The organism is Bradyrhizobium sp. 22, assembly GCF_000482425.1.
Lineage (GTDB): Bacteria > Pseudomonadota > Alphaproteobacteria > Rhizobiales > Xanthobacteraceae > Bradyrhizobium > Bradyrhizobium japonicum_B.
Window position 1 is genome coordinate 813,626 of sequence record NZ_KI519400.1, and the last position, 17,936, is coordinate 831,561.

General features: G+C 63.8%; 20 protein-coding genes. 17 read left to right on the forward strand and 3 right to left on the reverse strand.

Annotated elements, in window-relative coordinates; all coding sequences use genetic code 11:
* Nucleotides 1-170 precede the first annotated feature (170 nt).
* On the reverse strand, nucleotides 171-428 hold the full coding sequence (locus K410_RS0129335) for a DUF6894 family protein (RefSeq protein WP_028138186.1): 258 nt from the start codon (nucleotides 426-428) through the stop codon (nucleotides 171-173).
* 264 nt (nucleotides 429-692) lie between these two features.
* On the opposite strand from K410_RS0129335, the gene pqqA reads away from it, so the two are divergent.
* The 17 genes from pqqA to K410_RS0129420 all read left to right on the forward strand — a co-directional run bounded on the left by pqqA (nucleotide 693) and on the right by K410_RS0129420 (nucleotide 14,811).
* Nucleotides 693-773 carry a pyrroloquinoline quinone precursor peptide PqqA gene (gene pqqA, locus K410_RS37420; RefSeq protein WP_007595659.1) on the forward strand — a complete coding sequence of 27 codons (81 nt, stop codon included), beginning with the start codon at nucleotides 693-695 and terminating at the stop codon, nucleotides 771-773.
* A gap of 131 nt (nucleotides 774-904) precedes the next feature.
* Complete coding sequence (gene pqqB / locus K410_RS0129345) at nucleotides 905-1,834, forward strand: pyrroloquinoline quinone biosynthesis protein PqqB (RefSeq protein ID WP_028138187.1); 930 nt, start codon at nucleotides 905-907, stop codon at nucleotides 1,832-1,834.
* A 20-nt stretch (nucleotides 1,835-1,854) separates the two neighbouring features.
* On the forward strand, nucleotides 1,855-2,610 hold the full coding sequence (gene pqqC, locus K410_RS0129350) for a pyrroloquinoline-quinone synthase PqqC (RefSeq protein ID WP_049820377.1): 756 nt from the start codon (nucleotides 1,855-1,857) through the stop codon (nucleotides 2,608-2,610).
* 11 nt (nucleotides 2,611-2,621) lie between these two features.
* Nucleotides 2,622-2,933 carry a pyrroloquinoline quinone biosynthesis peptide chaperone PqqD gene (pqqD, locus tag K410_RS0129355; RefSeq protein ID WP_028138189.1) on the forward strand — a complete coding sequence of 104 codons (312 nt, stop codon included), beginning with the start codon at nucleotides 2,622-2,624 and terminating at the stop codon, nucleotides 2,931-2,933.
* On the forward strand, nucleotides 2,930-4,111 hold the full coding sequence (pqqE, locus tag K410_RS0129360; RefSeq protein WP_028138190.1) for a pyrroloquinoline quinone biosynthesis protein PqqE: 1,182 nt from the start codon (nucleotides 2,930-2,932) through the stop codon (nucleotides 4,109-4,111). The genes pqqD and pqqE overlap by 4 nt, the downstream gene beginning before the upstream one ends.
* Nucleotides 4,101-5,087, forward strand: coding sequence for a prolyl aminopeptidase (gene pip / locus K410_RS0129365; RefSeq protein WP_028138191.1), 987 nt, complete (start codon nucleotides 4,101-4,103; stop codon nucleotides 5,085-5,087). Before pqqE ends, pip begins: the two co-directional genes overlap by 11 nt.
* A 13-nt stretch (nucleotides 5,088-5,100) precedes the next feature.
* A complete protein-coding gene (locus tag K410_RS0129370) occupies nucleotides 5,101-5,778 on the forward strand; it encodes a DUF4286 family protein (protein WP_028138192.1) in 678 nt (225 codons plus the stop codon).
* A 237-nt stretch (nucleotides 5,779-6,015) separates the two neighbouring features.
* Nucleotides 6,016-7,815: an FAD-dependent oxidoreductase gene (locus K410_RS0129375; RefSeq protein ID WP_028138193.1), complete on the forward strand. Its 1,800-nt coding sequence runs from the start codon at nucleotides 6,016-6,018 to the stop codon at nucleotides 7,813-7,815.
* A complete protein-coding gene (locus tag K410_RS0129380; protein WP_028138194.1) occupies nucleotides 7,785-9,632 on the forward strand; it encodes a 2-oxoacid:acceptor oxidoreductase subunit alpha in 1,848 nt (615 codons plus the stop codon). The genes K410_RS0129375 and K410_RS0129380 overlap by 31 nt, the downstream gene beginning before the upstream one ends.
* A gap of 130 nt (nucleotides 9,633-9,762) precedes the next feature.
* A complete protein-coding gene (locus tag K410_RS0129385; RefSeq protein WP_028138195.1) occupies nucleotides 9,763-10,818 on the forward strand; it encodes a 2-oxoacid:ferredoxin oxidoreductase subunit beta in 1,056 nt (351 codons plus the stop codon).
* Between the two features lie 106 nt (nucleotides 10,819-10,924).
* The gene (locus K410_RS0129390) at nucleotides 10,925-11,545 is read left to right on the forward strand and encodes a hypothetical protein (protein ID WP_028138196.1); all 621 of its coding nucleotides are present in this window, start codon (nucleotides 10,925-10,927) and stop codon (nucleotides 11,543-11,545) included.
* 39 nt (nucleotides 11,546-11,584) lie between these two features.
* Nucleotides 11,585-12,034: a DsrE family protein gene (locus tag K410_RS0129395; RefSeq protein WP_028138197.1), complete on the forward strand. Its 450-nt coding sequence runs from the start codon at nucleotides 11,585-11,587 to the stop codon at nucleotides 12,032-12,034.
* Between the two features lie 277 nt (nucleotides 12,035-12,311).
* Complete coding sequence (locus K410_RS0129400; protein WP_028138198.1) at nucleotides 12,312-12,635, forward strand: ArsR/SmtB family transcription factor; 324 nt, start codon at nucleotides 12,312-12,314, stop codon at nucleotides 12,633-12,635.
* A complete protein-coding gene (locus K410_RS0129405; RefSeq protein WP_028138199.1) occupies nucleotides 12,632-13,060 on the forward strand; it encodes an SRPBCC family protein in 429 nt (142 codons plus the stop codon). Before K410_RS0129400 ends, K410_RS0129405 begins: the two co-directional genes overlap by 4 nt.
* Nucleotides 13,061-13,105: 45 nt before the next feature.
* A complete protein-coding gene (locus tag K410_RS0129410; RefSeq protein WP_028138200.1) occupies nucleotides 13,106-13,309 on the forward strand; it encodes a hypothetical protein in 204 nt (67 codons plus the stop codon).
* A gap of 9 nt (nucleotides 13,310-13,318) precedes the next feature.
* Complete coding sequence (locus tag K410_RS0129415) at nucleotides 13,319-13,759, forward strand: DUF1801 domain-containing protein (protein WP_028138201.1); 441 nt, start codon at nucleotides 13,319-13,321, stop codon at nucleotides 13,757-13,759.
* A 92-nt stretch (nucleotides 13,760-13,851) separates the two neighbouring features.
* Nucleotides 13,852-14,811 (forward strand): IS5 family transposase, encoded by a 960-nt coding sequence (locus K410_RS0129420; RefSeq protein ID WP_028138202.1) that lies wholly within the window; start codon nucleotides 13,852-13,854, stop codon nucleotides 14,809-14,811.
* A 283-nt stretch (nucleotides 14,812-15,094) separates the two neighbouring features.
* Here the strand turns inward: K410_RS0129420 and K410_RS0129425 are convergent, their stop codons facing one another.
* A complete protein-coding gene (locus K410_RS0129425) occupies nucleotides 15,095-16,633 on the reverse strand; it encodes a SpoVR family protein (RefSeq protein WP_028138203.1) in 1,539 nt (512 codons plus the stop codon).
* A complete protein-coding gene (locus tag K410_RS0129430) occupies nucleotides 16,630-17,907 on the reverse strand; it encodes a YeaH/YhbH family protein (RefSeq protein ID WP_028138204.1) in 1,278 nt (425 codons plus the stop codon). Before K410_RS0129430 ends, K410_RS0129425 begins: the two co-directional genes overlap by 4 nt.
* Between the last annotated feature and the right edge of the window lie 29 nt (nucleotides 17,908-17,936).

Here is a 17,936-nt window from a genome sequence, read left to right on the forward strand (position 1 = left end):
GCCGGGAACGCAGCAAAGCCATGCAGATTTCGCAGGGAAGAAGGGCGGGAAAGGGTCGGATTTCCGCCCGTCATTGCGAGGAGCTCTTGCGACGAAGCAATCCAGAGTGCCTCTGCTGAGGCAGTCTGGATTGCTTCGCTACGCTCGCAATGACGGGGAGAGAGCGGGGGTTAATGCCTCGTCGCCGAGGGATCCGGCATATCCAGCAGCGCCTCGGTGAAGGGGAACTCCAGCACGACCTCGCCGTCGGTGTCGGTCACCTCGATCACCGCCTCGAGCAGGGCCCGCTGGGTGCCTTCCGACTTCACCACCTCCAGGATCATCTGGCGGGCGACCTCCCAGGCGCGGTCGGGGTTGCGCAGGTCCTCACCGTCAGGATCCACGATCAGTTCGTCGCCGATACGGGTATTGAAGAAATATCTGGGCATGCCTGATCCAATGGGGTCGCCTGCAGATGATTGGAAGCCGTTCTAACTCACAACTCGTTTATCCCGACAGGGATCACGACCTATCGGCGGTTTTTGCGAATGTCCATTGCGGATCTCTACTGCGGCAATGCGCTCGCTTTGCAGTGCAGCAATTCGGCAGGCCTACTACCTAGGTCCGGGAAAATTTCACTAGCGAACTTCTCCGCCCGCATTAACTTAGCCAATGGGCGGATACGTCCGAATTCGCAGAAATGGAGAGCCAAAATGGCATGGAAAGCCCCGAAGATCGTCGAAGTGCCCTGTGGCATGGAAATCAACATGTATGTGAGCGCCACCCGCAAGTAAGCCAGTTGGCGAACTCGCGTTCTGCGGCGGTGGATCTTTCGGTCACGAGGCATCTCCGAAGGAAAGAATCCGTGTCGGCGCTTGCGTCGGCCTGAGATCCACCGCGCGTGTTCCCTTCCAGGAGACGGATCATGCTTCGCGTCGTCGTCCTGGGCGCCGCAGCCGGCGGCGGAGTTCCCCAGTGGAATTGCGGCTGCGAAGGCTGCCGGGCGGCTCGCAAAGGCGGGCCTGAGCTGCACCGGACGCAGGCCTCGGTCGCCTTCAGCGGTGACGGCGAGAACTGGTTCCTGATCAACGCCTCCCCCGACCTGCGCCAGCAATTGAATGCCACGCCGCAACTGCACCCCAGGGCCGGCGCGCTGCGCCACAGTCCGATTGCGGGCGTGATCCTGACCAACAGCGAAGTGGATGCGGTGGCGGGCCTGCTCTCGATGCGCGAAAGCTCGCCGTTCACGATCTATGCGCATGACAAAGTGCTGGCGATCCTCGCCAGCAACAGCATCTTCAACGTGCTGAACGAGAAGCACGTGCGGCGCCAGCCGATCGGCATCAATGAGCCATTCGAGCCTCGCCTTCCGGATGGTGCGCGCTCCGGCCTGGAGGTGCTGCCCTTCGCAGTGCCGGGCAAGTCGGCCTGGTACCTGGAAGGCAAGGCGCATCCCGGCGGGAGCAGCGGCGACGGCGATACGCTGGGCCTGAAGATCACCGACAAGTCGACCGGCAAGTATTTCTACTTCATCGCGGCCTGCGCCGACGTGACCGACGCGCTCAAGGCCGAGATCGACGGCGCCTCGCTGGTGTTCTTCGACGGCACCGTCTGGCGGGACGACGAGATGATCAGGGCCGGCCTCGGCCACAAGACCGGCAAGAGCATGGGACATGTCGCGATGTCCGGCGACGACGGCGCCATCGCGCGCCTGGCCGATCTCGATATCGACAGGAAGATATTTCTGCATATCAATAACTCGAACCCGGCGCTGCTGCCTGCCTCACCCGAGCGCAAGGAAGCTGAGGCGGCCGGCTGGCAGATACCGGCGGATGGAACGGAGATCGTGCTGTGACTACGGCATCAATGACTGGAATGACTGCGCTCTCGATCGGCAGGGATATCAGGCTCAACTCGGCCGAGGAGCTCGAGGCGACGCTGCGCCACATCGGCGCGACCCGCTATCACAGCCTGCATCCGTTCCACAAGCTGCTGCACGGCGGCAAGCTGAACAAGGGCCAGGTGCAGGCCTGGGCGCTCAACCGCTACTATTACCAGAGCACGATCCCGATCAAGGACGCGGTGGTGATCTCGCGCTTCCGCGACCGCGCCACCCGCGTGGAATGGCGTCACCGCATCGAGGACCATGACGGCGACGTCGGAAGCGAAGGCGGCATCGAGCGCTGGATCAAGCTGACGGAAGGCCTCGGCCTCGACACGGCTTACGTCGAATCCACCGAAGGCATCTTGCCGGCGACGCGCTTCGCTGTGGAGGCTTACGTGCATTACTGCCGCGAGAAGAGCCCGCTGGAGGCGATCGCCTCCTCGCTCACGGAGCTGTTCGCGCCGAGCATCCACGAAGAACGCATCGCGGGCATGCTGCAGCACTACGATTTCGTCAATCCCGACACCATGAGCTACTTCAAGCGCCGCCTGACGCAGGCGCCGCGCGATGCCAATTTCGCGCTTCATTACGTCAAGACGCATGCCACGACGCCGGAGCAGCGCGCACAGGTGTGCAACGCGCTGATCTTCAAGACCAACGTGCTGTGGGTGCAGCTCGACGCGCTCCAGCATGCCTATGTCGAGGGCCACATTCCGCCGGGCGCGTTCGTGCCCAAAGCGGGCTGAGAGGAAGATTGATGGCCGGGCCGCGTCACATCAGCGTCAGCGAGGCAAGCCGCCCCGTGCTGCCGCGGCATGCCAAGCTGAAATATGACGAGACCCGCAAGGTCTGGGTGATCCTGGCGCCGGAACGCGTGCTGGCCCCGGACGAGATCGCGGTCGAGGTGCTGGAGCTCTGCGACGGCAAGCGCAGCGTCGGCGACGTCTCCGACCAGCTGGCAGCGAAATACGCAGCTCCGCGCGAGGCGATCCTCGCTGACGTCATCGTCATGCTGCAGGATCTCGCCGACAAGGGCTTTCTCACCGAGATCAGGGAGAAGACGTCATGAGCGACGTGACTATCCCACCCAACGACAGCCTGGCGGTGCTGGAGAAGCAGCGCTCGGCCGCGGAAACCTTCGGCATTCCGCTCGCGGTGCTGCTCGAGATCACGCATCGCTGCCCGCTGCAATGCCCCTATTGCTCCAATCCGGTCGAGCTGGACCGCTCCGGCAAGGAGCTGACCACCGAGGAATGGAAGAAGGTCTTGAGCGAGCTCGCCGAGATCGGCGTGCTCCAGGTGCATTTCTCCGGCGGCGAGCCGACCGCGCGGAAGGATCTCGTCGAACTCGTGAAGCACGCCAGCGAGGTCGGGCTCTACACCAATCTGATCACCTCGGCCGTGCTGCTGACGCGCGAGCGTTTGAGTGAGCTTGCCGATGCCGGGCTCTGCCATGTGCAGATCTCCTTCCAGGGCATCGAGGAAACCCTCGCCGACCGCGTCGCCGGCTACAAGGGCGGGCACCGCAAGAAGCTCGAGGTCGCGAAATGGACGCGCGAACTCGATTTGCCGCTCACCGTGAACGCGGTGATGCATCGGCAGAATTTGCACCAGCTGCCTGACATCATCCAGATGTCGCTCGATCTCGACGCCGACCGGCTCGAGGTCGCCAACGTCCAGTATTACGGCTGGGCGCTGAAGAACCGCGCCGCCTTGATGCCGACCGTGGCGCAGCTGGACGAGTGCACTGAAATCGTCGAGGCGGCGCGCGAGCGGCTGAAGGGCCGGCTGACGATCGACTATGTCGTTCCCGATTACTATGCGCTGCGGCCGAAGAAATGCATGGGCGGCTGGGGCCGGCAGTTCTTCAACATCTCGCCCGCCGGCAAGGTACTACCCTGCCACGCCGCCGAGAGCATCACCGGGCTCGAATTCGAGTCGGTGCGCTCCAATCATTCGATCGCCTGGATCTGGCAGAATTCCGAGGCCTTCAACCGCTATCGCGGCACCGGCTGGATGAAGGAGCCGTGCAAGTCCTGCGAGTTCCGCGAGATCGATTTCGGCGGCTGCCGCTGCCAGGCCTTTGCGCTGACCGGGGACGCCGCCAACACCGATCCCGCTTGCGCGCTGTCGCCGCTGCACGAGACCATCTTCAAGCAGGCGGAAGCCGAGGCCGAGGGCGACACCAGCCGCTTCGTCTATCGCAATTTCGCCGGCGGCACCCTGGAATCCGAGAATGGGACCTGACGCCGACGCAGGCACGGCGGCGGGACGCGCCGATCCCTTTGCGCCGCTGACTTCCGAAATGCTCGACGTCGGCGACGGCCATGAGCTCTACGTCGAGAGCGTCGGCCGCGCCGACGGAATCCCTGCGATCTACCTGCACGGCGGACCCGGCAGCGGCTGCCAGCCGGACCATCGCCGGCTGTTCGATCCCGATCGTTTCTGCGCCGTGCTGTTCGACCAGCGCGGCTGCGGCCGCAGCAGGCCGAAGGGCTCGCGGGCGCACAACACCACCGCCGATCTGGTTGCGGACATCGAGGCGATCCGCGAAAGGTTCGGCTTTGATCGATGGATGGTGGTCGGCGGCTCCTGGGGCGCCACGCTGGCGCTGGCTTACGCCGAGGCGCATCCGGAGCGCGTCTCCGGCATTGCCCTGCGCGCGACGTTCCTCGGCACGCGGGCTGAGGTCGAGACGGCCTTCACCTTGCGCCTGTCCCAATTCTATCCCGCGCTCTACGAGGACTTCCTGAGCGTGCTGCCGCCCGAGGAGCGCGAGCAACCGGTCGACGCCTATTGGCGCCGCATCCTCGATGCCGATCCGGCCGTGCACGGCCCTGCGGCGCGGGCCTGGCATGACACCGAGCGCGCACTGTCCGAGCACAAGGCAGCCAAGACGCGGCTCGACCTCGCCTCGCTGAACGTCTGGCGCACGCTGCCGGCAACGCCGTTCATGGAGGCGCATTATTTCGTCAACAATTCCTTCATGAGCGAACACCAGCTGTTGCGGAACGCGCATCGGCTCACCGGCATTCCCGGCATGATCGTGCAGGGCCGCTACGATCTGCTCTGTCCGCCGCAGACCTCACAGGCCCTTGCGAAAGTATGGCCCGGTTCCGAGCTTCGCATCGTGGAAGAAGCCGGACATTCGCTCTATGATGCCGGCGTGAGGGACGCGGTCATGAAGTCGATCGCGGACCTCGCATCGAAGATCAGGCGATGAGAGGACAAGAAGAATGCCGCTCGCCGGGAAGGGCATGCTGCTGACGTCGATGAACATCGACGCAGCCGATGAAGCCGATTTCAACCGCTGGTACGATCGCGAGCATCTGGAAGAGCGGGTCGCGATCGCCGGATTTCTCGAAGCGCGGCGCTATGTCGCGCATGCCGCCAATCCCAAATATCTCTTGCTGTACTCGACCGAAGCGGTCGGCGTGCTCGACAGCCCCGCCTACAAGGCGCAGCTGGCGAACCCGACCGACTGGTCACGGCAGACCATGGCGCGCTTCAAGGACATGCTGCGCGTCGTCGCGCGCATCACCGTCAGCAACGGCACCGGACGCGGGGCCGCGCTCGGCCTGGTGCGGCTGCGGCCGACGCCGGACAATGCCGCGGCATGGCGTGATGCGCTGCAAGAAAAGCTGACGCCGGACAAACGCGACGGCATCATCTCGATGCACCTGCTCGAAAGCGAGCCCGAACTGTCGGGTGCAAAAGCAGGAATTCCGGCGACAGCCAACGAAGGCGCGCGCGACTGGTTCGTGCTGATCGACGGCACGCAAATCGGCGCGGTCTCCGCCGTGATCGCCGAGCGCTTCACTGGGCCTGCGGCGGCGCCCTTCCCGCTTCCCGTCTCGGTCGGCACCTACTGCCTGATGTGGGATCTCGCGAAGAGCGACATCGCACGCGGCTGACGCGCGCACGCAGCGCAACATGTTGCATCGCACGCATGTTGCGTATGGCGTTAATGCTGTGCGCGCGTAGCTCCCATGAAAGCGTGGGCGCGCGCAATTTTGCCGTTGTACTTCGGAACGGTTCTAATAAGCTAACCCAATGACGTCATTCAGAAACCAGATCGAGACGCGTTAAGCGTCCGCCAGGCTCAACAAAAGAGGCCGCCGGGTCTTTGAGCCTGCGCGGACAGGGTAGGAATGAAACCAACCGATATTGCGGCCCCCGACTACTTTCACAAAGTGGTCGATTGCCAATGGGCCTGTCCTGCGCACACCCCGGTTCCCGAATACATCCGACTGATCGCCCAGGGCCGCTACAGCGACGCCTACATGATCAATTGGAAATCGAACGTGTTTCCCGGAATCCTGGGACGCACCTGCGATCGTCCATGCGAGCCGGCGTGCCGTCGCGGACGCGTGGAGGAAAATCCGGTCGCGATCTGCCGCCTCAAGCGCGTCGCCGCGGACTTCAAGGACGACATCAGGCAGCGCCTGCCGCGGCCCGCGCCGAAGAACGGCAAGCGTGTTGCGCTGGTCGGCGGCGGCCCCGCGTCGCTGACGGTGGCGCGCGATCTCGTACCGCTTGGCTATCATTGCACGGTGTTCGATGCCGATCCGGAAGCCGGCGGCATGATGCGCACGCAGATCCCGAAATTCCGCCTGCCCAATTCCGTCATCGACGAGGAGACCGGCTACATCCTGGGCCTCGGCGTCGAGTTCAAAGGCGGTCACCGCATCGACAGCATGAAGGCGCTGCTCGCGGAGAAGTACGATGCGATCTTCGTCGGCTCCGGCGCCCCGCGCGGCCGCGAGCTCGACATCCCCGGCCGGAAGGAAGCCGCCGGCAACATCCATATCGGCATCGAATGGCTGGCCAACGTGTCGTTCGGCCATACCGACAAGATCGGCAAGCGCGTCATCGTGCTCGGCGGCGGCAACACCGCAATGGATTGCTGCCGCACTGCCCGCCGGCTCGGCGGCGAGGACGTCAAGGTGATCGTCCGCTCCGGGTTCGAGGAGATGAAGGCCTCGCCCTGGGAGAAGGAGGACGCGATCCACGAGGACATTCCGATCCTCAATTACATGGTTCCGGTCGCCTTCGTGCACGAGGCCGGCAAGCTCACGGGCGTCACCTTCCAGAAGGTGAAGGCCGAGTACGACGCCAAGGGCCGGCGCAATCTCGTTCCGTCAGGCGAGCCCGATCAGACAATCGCCTGCGACGACGTCCTGGTCGCGGTCGGGCAGGAGAACGCCTTCCCCTGGATCGAGCAGGACTGCGGCATCGAGTTCGACAAATGGCACATGCCCAAGGTCGACCCGAAGACCTTCGTCTCGACCAATCCAAGAGTGTTTTTCGGCGGCGACGCCGCGTTCGGGCCGAAGAACATCATCTGGGCGGTCGCGCACGGCCACGACGCCGCGCTGTCCATCCACAAGATGCTCTCCGGCGAGGACATCACCGAGCGCCCGCTGCCCGACGTGCAGGTCTCGTCGCAGAAGATGGGCATCCACGAATGGAGCTATGACAACGACATCTCCGTCGACAAGCGCTACAAGGTGCCGCATCGCGACAAGGTGATCGCGCTGAAGGACATCCGCGCCGAGGTCGAGCTCGGCTACGACGTCAAGCTCGCGCTCGGCGAAGCGCATCGCTGCCTGAACTGCGACGTGCAGACGGTGTTCTCGACCTCGCTCTGCATCGAGTGCGACGCCTGCGTCGACATCTGCCCGATGGATTGCATCACCTTTACGGGTAACGGCGAGGAAAGCGACCTGCGCCAGCGCCTGAAGGCGCCATCACTCCATCCCGACCAGGACCTCTACGTCTCCAGTGACCTCAAGACCGGGCGGGTGATGGTCAAGGACGAGGACGTCTGCCTGCATTGCGGGCTGTGCGCCGAGCGTTGTCCCACCGGCGCCTGGGACATGCAGAAATATTTCATCGAGATGACCCACGCAGGTTCGACATGTCCGACAAAAAGCCGATCAGCAGCGTAAACGACTTCGTCGTCCGTTTCGCCAACGTCAACGGCTCGGGCTCGGCCAGCGCCAACGAGATGTTCGCACGCGCGATCCTGCGCCACGGCGTTCCGGTGTCGCCCCGCAACATCTTCCCTTCCAACATCCAGGGCCTGCCGACCTGGTACGAGGTGCGGGTGACCGAAGACGGCCATCTCGGCGCCCGCGGCGGCGTCGACATGATGGTGGCGATGAACCCGCAGACCTGGGATAAGGACGTCGCCGGCATCGAGCCCGGCGGCTATCTGTTCTACGATTCGACCAAGCCGATGCCGTCGACCAAGTTCCGCGACGACATCACGGTGATCGGCGTCCCCTTAACCGCCATCACCAACTCGACCTACACTGATCCGCGCCAGCGCCAGCTGTTCAAGAACATCATCTATCTGGGCGCGCTCTCGGCCCTGCTCGACATGGACCCGAAGCTGATCGAGCAGCTGATCGGCGAGCAGTACAAGGGCAAGGAGAAGCTGCTCTCCTCCAACGTCCACGCGCTGCATCTCGGCCGCGATTGGGCGCTCTCGAACCTGAAATGCCCGATCGGGCTTCGCGTCAAGAAATCCGACAAGGTCGGCGACCGCATCTTCATCGAAGGCAACAGCGCCGCCGCGCTCGGCGCGGTCTATGGCGGCGCCACGGTGTGCGCGTGGTATCCGATCACGCCGTCCTCGTCGGTGGCGGAGGCGTTCACCGCTCACTGCAAGAAGTACCGGCACGATCCGGAGACGGGCAAGGCGAAGTACGCGATCGTGCAGGGCGAGGACGAGCTGGCTTCGATCGGCATCGTCATCGGCGCGTCATGGAACGGGGCCCGCGCCTTCACCGCGACTTCAGGTCCCGGCATCTCGCTGATGACCGAGTTCATCGGCCTGTCGTATTTTGCCGAGATCCCGGCCGTGATCATGAACATCCAGCGCGCCGGCCCCTCGACGGGCATGCCGACCCGCACCCAGCAATGCGACATCATCGCTTGCGCCTATGCCTCGCACGGCGACACCAAGCATGTGCTGCTGTTCCCGGAAGACCCGGCCGAGGCCTTCGAGTTCGCGGCCGCCGCGTTCGATCTCGCCGAGCGGCTGCAGACCACGATCTTCCTGATGCTCGACCTCGACATCGGCATGAACCACCGGCTCTCCCGCCCGCTGAAATGGGACGATGCCAAGCAGTATGACCGCGGCAAGGTGATGACCGCGGAGATGCTGGATGAGGGCCGCGACTTCGGCCGCTATCTCGACGTCGACGGCGACGGCATTCCCTATCGCACCTATCCCGGCACGCACCCGACCAAGGGCTCCTATTTCACCCGCGGCACCTCGCGCGACCGCTATGCGCGCTATTCCGAGGAGGGCTCGGTCTACGCCGACAACATGCAGCGCCTGATGCGCAAATTCGAGACCGCGCAGGACCTGGTGCCGCGGCCGCTGCAGGCCAATGCGGAACGGCCGACCAAATACGGCGTGATCTATTTCGGCTCGACCTCGCCGGCGATGGACGAAGCGATCGGCCTGTTGGAGGCGCGCGGCCATCAGCTCGACCGGCTGCGCATTCGCGCCTTCCCGTTCCATTCCAGCGTGGCGAGCTTCCTCGCCGAGCACGACTTCGTCTACGTGGTCGAGCAGAACCGCGACAGCCAGCTGCGCCAGCTCATCGTCAACGAGAACGGCATCGATCCCGTTCGCCTCGTGCCGATCGTGCACTACGACGGCACCCCGATCACCGCCCGCTTCATCGCCAAAGCCATCGGCGACCATCAGGATCACCTCAAGGTGACCCCGCTCCGCAAGGCCGTGTCATGACCCATAGCTTGCTCTCTCTTTCGTCATGCCCGGGCTTGACCCGGGCATCCACGCGCTTCGTCGTCGCCGCAAAGACGTGGATGGCCGGGTCAAGCCCGGCCATGACGCCGCGGAAGCTTCAGGTGCTTTCATGACCTACATCGCCAAACCGAAATTCCATCATCCCGGGCTGAAGCCGAACGAGCTCGGCTACACGCGCCGCGATTACGAGGGCAAGATCTCGACGCTGTGCGCCGGCTGCGGCCATGATTCGATCACGGCCTCGATCATCGAGGCGTGCTACGAGCTCTCGATCGAGCCGCACCGGGTGGCGAAGATCTCCGGCATCGGCTGCTCCTCGAAAACGCCGGACTATTTCCTCGGCAATTCGCACGGCTTCAATTCCGTGCACGGCCGCATGCCCTCGGTGCTCACAGGTGCCAACCTCGCCAACCGCGATTTGATCTATCTCGGCGTTTCCGGCGACGGCGATTCCGCCTCGATCGGCTTCGGCCAGTTCGCGCATTCGATCCGGCGCGGCGTCAACATGACCTATATCGTCGAGAACAACGGCGTCTACGGCCTGACCAAGGGCCAGTTCTCGGCGACCGCCGACCGCGGCTCGAAGAGCAAGAAAGGCGTCACCAACACCGACAACGCCATCGATCTCGTCGCGATCGCGCTGCAGCTAGGGGCCACCTTCGTCGCGCGGTCGTTCTCCGGCGACAAGACCCAGCTGGTGCCGCTGATCGCGGCCGCGATCCGCCACAAGGGTGCGTCCTTCATTGACGTCATCAGCCCCTGCATCGCCTTCAACAACCACGCCGGCTCGACCAAGAGCTTCGACTATGTCCGCGAGCACAACGACGCGGTGAACCGGCTCGACGTGCTGGTCGGCCGCGACCCGATCGCGGTCGATTACGCGCCCGGCACGGTGCAGGTGGTCGAGCAACACGATGGCAGCAAGATCGCCCTGCGCAAGATCGACGCGGACTACGATCCGCACGACCGGCTGGGCGCCCAGACCTTCCTCGCCCGGCACGCCGCAAAGGGGCAGATCGTCACCGGGCTTCTGTACGTCGACCCCGAGGCGGAAGACCTGCACGAGCATCTCAACACGGTCGAGACGCCCCTCAACTCGCTGGAAGCCGACACGCTGTGCCCGGGCACGGCGGTGCTGGACAAGATCAACGCCAGCCTGCGGTGACCGTGCCGAACGCTTGAACGCGCTGCGCCGGCGCCGCGACTAATGGCAGACCGGCCTGTGCCGCCCTGCCGCGGCGGGCCATTGCCGCCGAGCGTCCGGTGCTACCATGAAGCTTGCTCTTGTCCTTCCGCTTGCCCTTGCCGCATTCCTCGGCGCCGCCCAGGCCGAGGAAGGCGACGATATCCGCGAGGCCAGCAAGGCTGAATCCGAGGCCTTCAATGCGCGCATGTATGCGCAGCCTCCTGGCGACAAGGCCTATGCCTGCTTCGTCCGCCGCTACGATGCCGAGCATCTGGCGCGGCATCCGAAGCAGAAGGTCGCCGCGATGAAGCTGCTGGTCTCTGCGGAGTTCGACAAGGAGGACAAGGAGCTCCACAACTCCTTCCGCCTCGGCTTCAGATACCGTCACCGCAGCGGCGATTTCGACTCCAGCGGCTCGTGTAATCACGCCGTGTTCACCAGGAATGGCAGCGAGGTGCGCCTCGGCTGCGGTGTCGATTGCGACGGCGGCGGCATCGGCGTTGCGCTCTCCAAGGACGACAAGGCGGCGATCGTGCGGCTCGAGCGGGTGCGCGTCTGGCAAAACAACAAGCCGGACGATGAGGCCGAACATGCGCTGGTCGGCGGCGCCGACGACAGGATCTTCCGGCTCGATCGCACCGATACAAGCGAATGCGCCTCGCTGGTGACCGACCGCAAGGAACTCGCCGCGCTGCGCCACAAGTGATACTTTGTCTGGCATCGTCGTCGCTTCAGGGAGTTCACCATGAATCGCCGCAACATCTTGTGGAGCGCCGTCTCGGCACTAGGCGCCGCGTTCGGCGCCTCACGTGCGCAAGCAGCCACCGGAGCCGGCCCGGGCAACAAGCTCAAGGTGGTCTACCACCTCAGCGACGCCGAGAAGGTCAATTTCGTGCTCGGCAATATCCAGAACCATATCGACGGCGTCGGCGGCCCCGACCATGTCACGATCGCACTGGTGATCCACGGGCCGGCGCTGAAGGCGTTTCATTCGGCGCAGGCCAATCCCGATATCAGCAGGCGCGTCAGTGATTTCTCCAAGGACGGGGTCGAGCTCGCCGCCTGCGGCAACACGATGAAGGCGCAGAACGTCACGCTGGCGGATCTGTTGCCCGGCTTCGTCAACCTGGAGAGGGGCGGCGTGGTCCGCATCGCCGAGCTGCAGTCGCAGGGGTATTTGTATCTGCGGCCTTAGGAGTGCGCGCGGCACTGAAGTTCCCCGTCATTGCGAGCGCAGCGACTTGTCCGCTGAAAGCTTTGGCGAAGGCGGAAGCAATCCGGAGCCCCACCGTTGAGACGGTGTGGATTGCTTCGTCGCATCAGCGCAAAATTGCTACGCAATTTTGTCGCGAGCTCCTCGCAATGACGCGGAGAGGGCTGCGCCAGCCATCGCCGCAGCCTCCCCTCGTACTTGACTTACCCATAACTCACCAGTTATAGATCAATTCATAACCTCCCAGTTATGGATCGCCATGTCCCCCACCCCCGACCTCCTGTTCAGAACCCTCGCCGACCCCACGAGGCGGGCGATCTTCGAGCGGCTGTGCCGCGAGGGCGAGCAGACGGTCGGGGCGCTGACGGTGCGATCCGGGGTTTCGCAGCCGGCGGTGTCAAAACATCTCGGCGCGCTGAAGCAGGCTGGCCTCGTGCGCGACCGCCATGAGGGACGCCAGACCCACTACAGCGCGCAACCCGGCGCGCTCAATCCGCTGATCGACTGGACCAGCCAGATGTCGTCCTTCTGGCAGCGGCGGCTCGACGCCCTCGACGATCTCCTGAAGAGGATGGACCAATGAACGAACCCGCCGAGACGCGCTCCGTGGTGATCGAGCGCGAATTTGCCTTTCCGGCCGAGCGGCTCTGGCGCGCGCTGACGCAGCCGCACCTGATCGAGGAATGGCTGATGAAGAACGACTTCAAGCCTGATGTCGGACATCGCTTCAACCTGCGCGGCGAATGGGGCGGCGTGCTGGACTGCGAGGTGCTCACCATCGAGCCGCAGAAGACCCTCGCTTATACCTGGAATTTCTCGCATGAGGACGCCGCCTTCGACCTCAGGAGCGTGGTGACCTTCACGCTGACGCCGACCAGCGCGGGCACGCATCTGCGCGTCGAGCAGGCAGGATTCAGCCCGACGCAGAAGCAGGCGTTCGGCGGTGCGCATGCCGGCTGGAAGCAGTTCTTGGCCAAGCTGGACGAGGTGTTGGCGCGAGGGGACTAGCCCCTCCGCCGTGTCTATTTCCAAACATTCGCAAGGGAGGATCCGATGAGCACGCAGATGTGGATTCGGCAAATTCATCGTTGGCTGTCGATGGCTTTCACGCTGGCCGTCGTCGCCAACATCGCCGCGATGATCATGCAGCTCCAGGCCGTGTGGATCGGATTCCTGGCACTCGTGCCGCTGATTCCGTTGCTTGCGACAGGACTGTATCTATTCGCGCTGCCCTATCTCGGCCGCAGCAACGCGTGAGGCGAGATAATGAAGAAGTCCGTGACTGCAAAGAGAGTCGGCGCGACGGAAGCGACCGGGCTTTCGCCCGCCAAGTTGATCGACGGCAGGATCAAGGAGCTGGGCGACTGGCGCGGGGACATGCTGAAGCGGATCCGCGCCCTGATCAAGGAAGCCGACCCTGACGTCTCGGAAGCGTGGAAATGGCGCGGCGTCCCCGTGTGGGAGCACGACGGCATCATCTGCACCGGCGAGACTTACAAGCAAGTGGTGAAGCTGACCTTTGCCAAGGGCGCGGCACTCGACGACCCCTCAGGCCTGTTCAATTCCAGCCTCGACGGCAATGTGCGGCGGGCGATCGATATTCGCGAAGGCGAAAAGGTCAACGAGAGGGCGTTGAAGGCGTTGATCCGCGCGGCCGTGGAGCTGAATGCGTCGAAGAAGAAGGAGGCGAAGAAGCGGCCGGCCTGATGCGCCGTAGCGCAGGGCCTTCCTTCTCCCCTTGTGGGGCTGTTGCGTAATTCGCCAGTTGTGATTCCCTAAGGCAAAGGCTGGAGGGATCGATGGCGGTGAAGCGGACGGGGCAGCCGAGCTTTGTAGAAGCGCTGATGCCGAAGGGCGCCGGCGCCAATGCGGCGCTGGATCGGTTGGCTGGCTTGGTGAAGTGGTATCGGTTCGAGAAGCTGATCGGTCATTTACGGGATGAAGGGAGCCCCGGTCGTCCAGGCTATCCGGTGCTTGTGTTGTTTCGTGCGGTGCTGTTGCAGTCGCTCTATGGTCTTTCGGAACGCGAACTGGAGGAGGCGCTGGGCGACCGGTTGTCGTTCAAGCGATTCGTTGGTTTGAGCCTGGAGGATGCCACACCCGATCATACGGTCCTGAACCGTTTCCGGAACCGGCTCGTTGAGCAAGGCCTGCTGGAGAAGCTGTTTGGCGAACTGGATCGCCAGCTTGAGAATGCCGGCGTCATCCTCAAGCGCGGCACGATGCTGGATGCAACCCTGATCCAGGCGGTGTCGGCTCCTCCGAAGGAGGATCGTCCTTCAAACGATCCCGACGCTCGCTTCACCAAGCGGCAGGGCAAGAGCGGCTCGACCTTCGGTTACAAGGCCCATATGGGCGTTGACGAAGGATCCGGCCTGATCCGCGCGGTGTTGACCACGCCTGCCAACATCAATGACACGACGCCAGCCGATGAGTTGATCCGCGGCGACGAGGCCGTGGTGTGGGCTGATGCGGCCTATGACACGCATGCCAGGAGGGCTCGACTGAAGGCGGAAGGCAAAAAGCCCCGCATCGCGTTCCGTCCCAACAGGCACCATCCGGAACTGCCGGCCCGGCTCAAACGCTACAATCTTCTCATCGCGCGACGACGAGCCCAGGTCGAGACCACTTTCGCCACCCTCAAACGCCGCATGCGACTGACCTGCATCCGCTACGTTGGTCTGATGAAGGCAAGCGGGCAGGTCCTACTCGCCTCGATCGCCTTCAACATGAGGCGGTGGGCCACGATCGCGGCCTGAGCCGCCCACCGAGGGCGACAACTACAGACTTGCCGGGCAATTGCCGTGTCCGTGTCCCTCTCTCCTGACGGCCTCAGCCTCAAAGGCCGATAATGCAACAGGCCCCTTGTGGGAGAAGGTGGCGCGGAGCGCCGGATGAGGGGTCTCCATCGGCAGGAGAAGGTGTGGAGAGATACCCCTCACCCAAGTGAGCTTGTGTCTGCCGTCCTCGCTGCCCTCTCTCACAAGGGGCGAGGGCACATCAACGCGCATCTCGCCTTATTGCCCACACAGCCGGCCCACCTCACGCCACCGCGGCGGGGATCGGGCGCGGGCTCACGACATATTCGCGCAGGACCTTGTCGTTGGCATCGACCTCGATCAGTGCGACGTCGTAGGTCCAGAGATCGGCGAGGTGCTGCAGCACGCGCTTGGCATCGGTCTCGTTGAGCTGCGCGCCCTTGATGACGTGGTGATGCAGGATCAGGCGGCGGTCGCCGGAGAGATCGACGTCGACCACCTCGATATTGGCGTCGATATAGCCGACATCATGCTGCCGTGCCAGCTCGCGGCGGACGCGGCGGAAGCCGCGTTCGTCGTGGATGGCGTCGACCCTGATGCCGGCACGCTCCTCGGGATCGTCGTGCAGGTGGAACATGCGGAAGTGCCGCATCAATTTGGGGCTCAGGAACTGGGCGATGAAGCTTTCGTCGCGGTAATTGGCCCAGACGTCGCGCAGCACGCCCATCACGTCGTTCTTGCCGGCGATGTCGGGGAACCATTCGCGGTCCTCGTCCTCCGGCCTGGTGACGATACGCTCGATGTCCTGCATCACGGCAAAGCCGAGCGCGTAAGGGTTGAAGCCGGAGAAGCGCGGATCGTCGAACTCGGGCTGGAACACCACATTGGTGTGCGAGCCCAGGAATTCGAGAAAATTGCCGTCGGTGATGCGGCCCTGCTGGTGCAACTGGGTCATGATGCGATAGTGGACGTAGGTCGCCGTCCCCTCGTTCATCACCTTGGTCTGGCTCTGCGGATAGAAATATTGCGCGATGTGGCGGACGATGCGCAGCAGCTCGCGCTGCCACGGCGCCAGCCGCGGCGCGCTCTTCTCCAGGAAATAGAGCAAATTCTCCTGCGGCAGACCGAGCAGCTTGCGGCGGCGCTCGATGCTGAGCGCAGAGCGGGTCTTGCTCTTGCCGGCCGGCACGGTGCGCCAGAGGTCGTTGAAGACCTCTTCCTCGTGCTGACGGCGGCGCCCGGCCCGCTTCTCCTCGGCGCGCAGATCGAGCTTCTTCTTGCCGGGATAGCGGTCGATGCCGTGCGACATCAGCGCGTGCGCAGCGTCCAGGGTGCGTTCGACCTCGATGCGGCCGTAACGCTCCTCGCATTGCATGACGTAGTTCTTGGCGAAGTCGAGATAATCCAGGATGCCGTCGGCATCGGTCCACTGCTTGAACAGGTAGTTGTTCTTGAAGAAGTGGTTGTGGCCGAAGGCGGCGTGCGCGATCACCAGGGTCTGCATCGTCGCCGTGTTCTCCTCCATCAGATAGGAGATGCAGGGCGAGGAGTTGATCACGATCTCGTAGGCGAGCCCCATCAGGCCCTTGCGATAGGACGCCTCGTGAAAGGCGAAATGCTTGCCGAACGACCAGTGCTTGTAGAACAAGGGCATGCCGACCGACGAATAGGCGTCTAGCATCTGCTCGGCGGTGATGACCTCGATCTGGTTCGGATAGACGTCGAGCCCGAGATCCTTCAGTGCCACCTCCTCGCAGGCATCGGTGATGCGCTGCAAGGTGTGGAAGTCCCAATCGGCGCCTTCAAACAATCGTTCCGTCATGGAGTGGCCTTCTCCTGGGACGTTTCGCGGCGCTGAAACAGATCGTGAAACACCGGAAAGATCTCGCTGCGCTCCGAGACCTTGCGCATCGAGAGCGGCGCGCCGCTGTTGCGCAGGCGCTCATAGAGGCTCCAGAGCGAGGAGTCGGAGAGATCGAAGGCGCTGCCGCCGGACTCCCCGACCTCGAGATAGGCAAAGAACTGGCAGACCGGCAGGATCTTGTCGGTCAGCAGCATGCCGGTGAGCTCGCCGTCGGAATAGGAATTGTCGCCGTCGGAGGCTTGCGCGGCGTAGATATTCCAGTCCGACGGGTTGAAGCGCTCGCGCACGATCTCGTGCATCGCCTGCAGGGCGCTCGACACCAGCGTGCCGCCCGAGGCCGGGCCGTAGAAGAAGGTTTGCTCGTCGACCTCCTCGGCACGGTCGGTGTGGCGGATGAAGACGATCTCGACGTGCTTGTAGCGGCGCTTCAGGAACACGTAGAGCAGCATGTAGAAGCGCTTGGCGAGATCCTTCATGTGCTCGGACATCGAGCCCGAGACGTCCATCAGGCAGAACATCACCGCCTGCGCCACCGGCCGCGGCACCGTCTCGAAGCGGCGGTAGCGGATGTCGAGCGGGTCGATGAAGGGGATGCGCTTGGATTTCGCCTTGAGCTTTTCGAGCTGGGCGAGCAGCACTTCACGCTCGTCCTCGTCGGTGCAGGCCGCGATCGCAGCTTCCAGCTCCTCGATCTCCTCCTTGCGGGGGCGCTTGAGCGCAATGCGGCGGGCCAGCGCGAGCTTCACCGTCCGGCTCACCGAAATGTTGGCGGGCGAGCCCGACGTAGTGTAGCCGGCACGCTGGATGCCCTCGCTCTCGGTCTGGGCGATCTTGCGCTTGGCAAGATCGGGCAACTCGAGATCGTCCAGGAAAAGATCGACGAATTCGTCGCGGGACAGCACGAAGCGGAACGCATCCTCGCTGTCGCCTTCGCCCGGGCCGGAATCCTTGGCGCGGCCCTGGCCGGAGCGCTGTAGATAGTCGCCCTCGATGAACTTCTTGTTGCCGGGCAGCACCATGTCGCGCGTGCCGCCCTCGCGGCGGAAGCGCGGCTCGTGCATGCCGTCGAGGGGGATCGTGACCTCGCCCCCCTCCAGGACGTCCTTGATGTCGCGCTCCTGCGAGGTCTTCTTGACGGCGCCCTGCACCAGGGACTTGGCCCGACGCAAGAACCGCTGGCGGTTCTCAAGACTCTTGCCGCCTGGATTCAGGCGCCTGTCAATAATATGAATGGGCACTTGACCATTCGCCTCCCATCCGC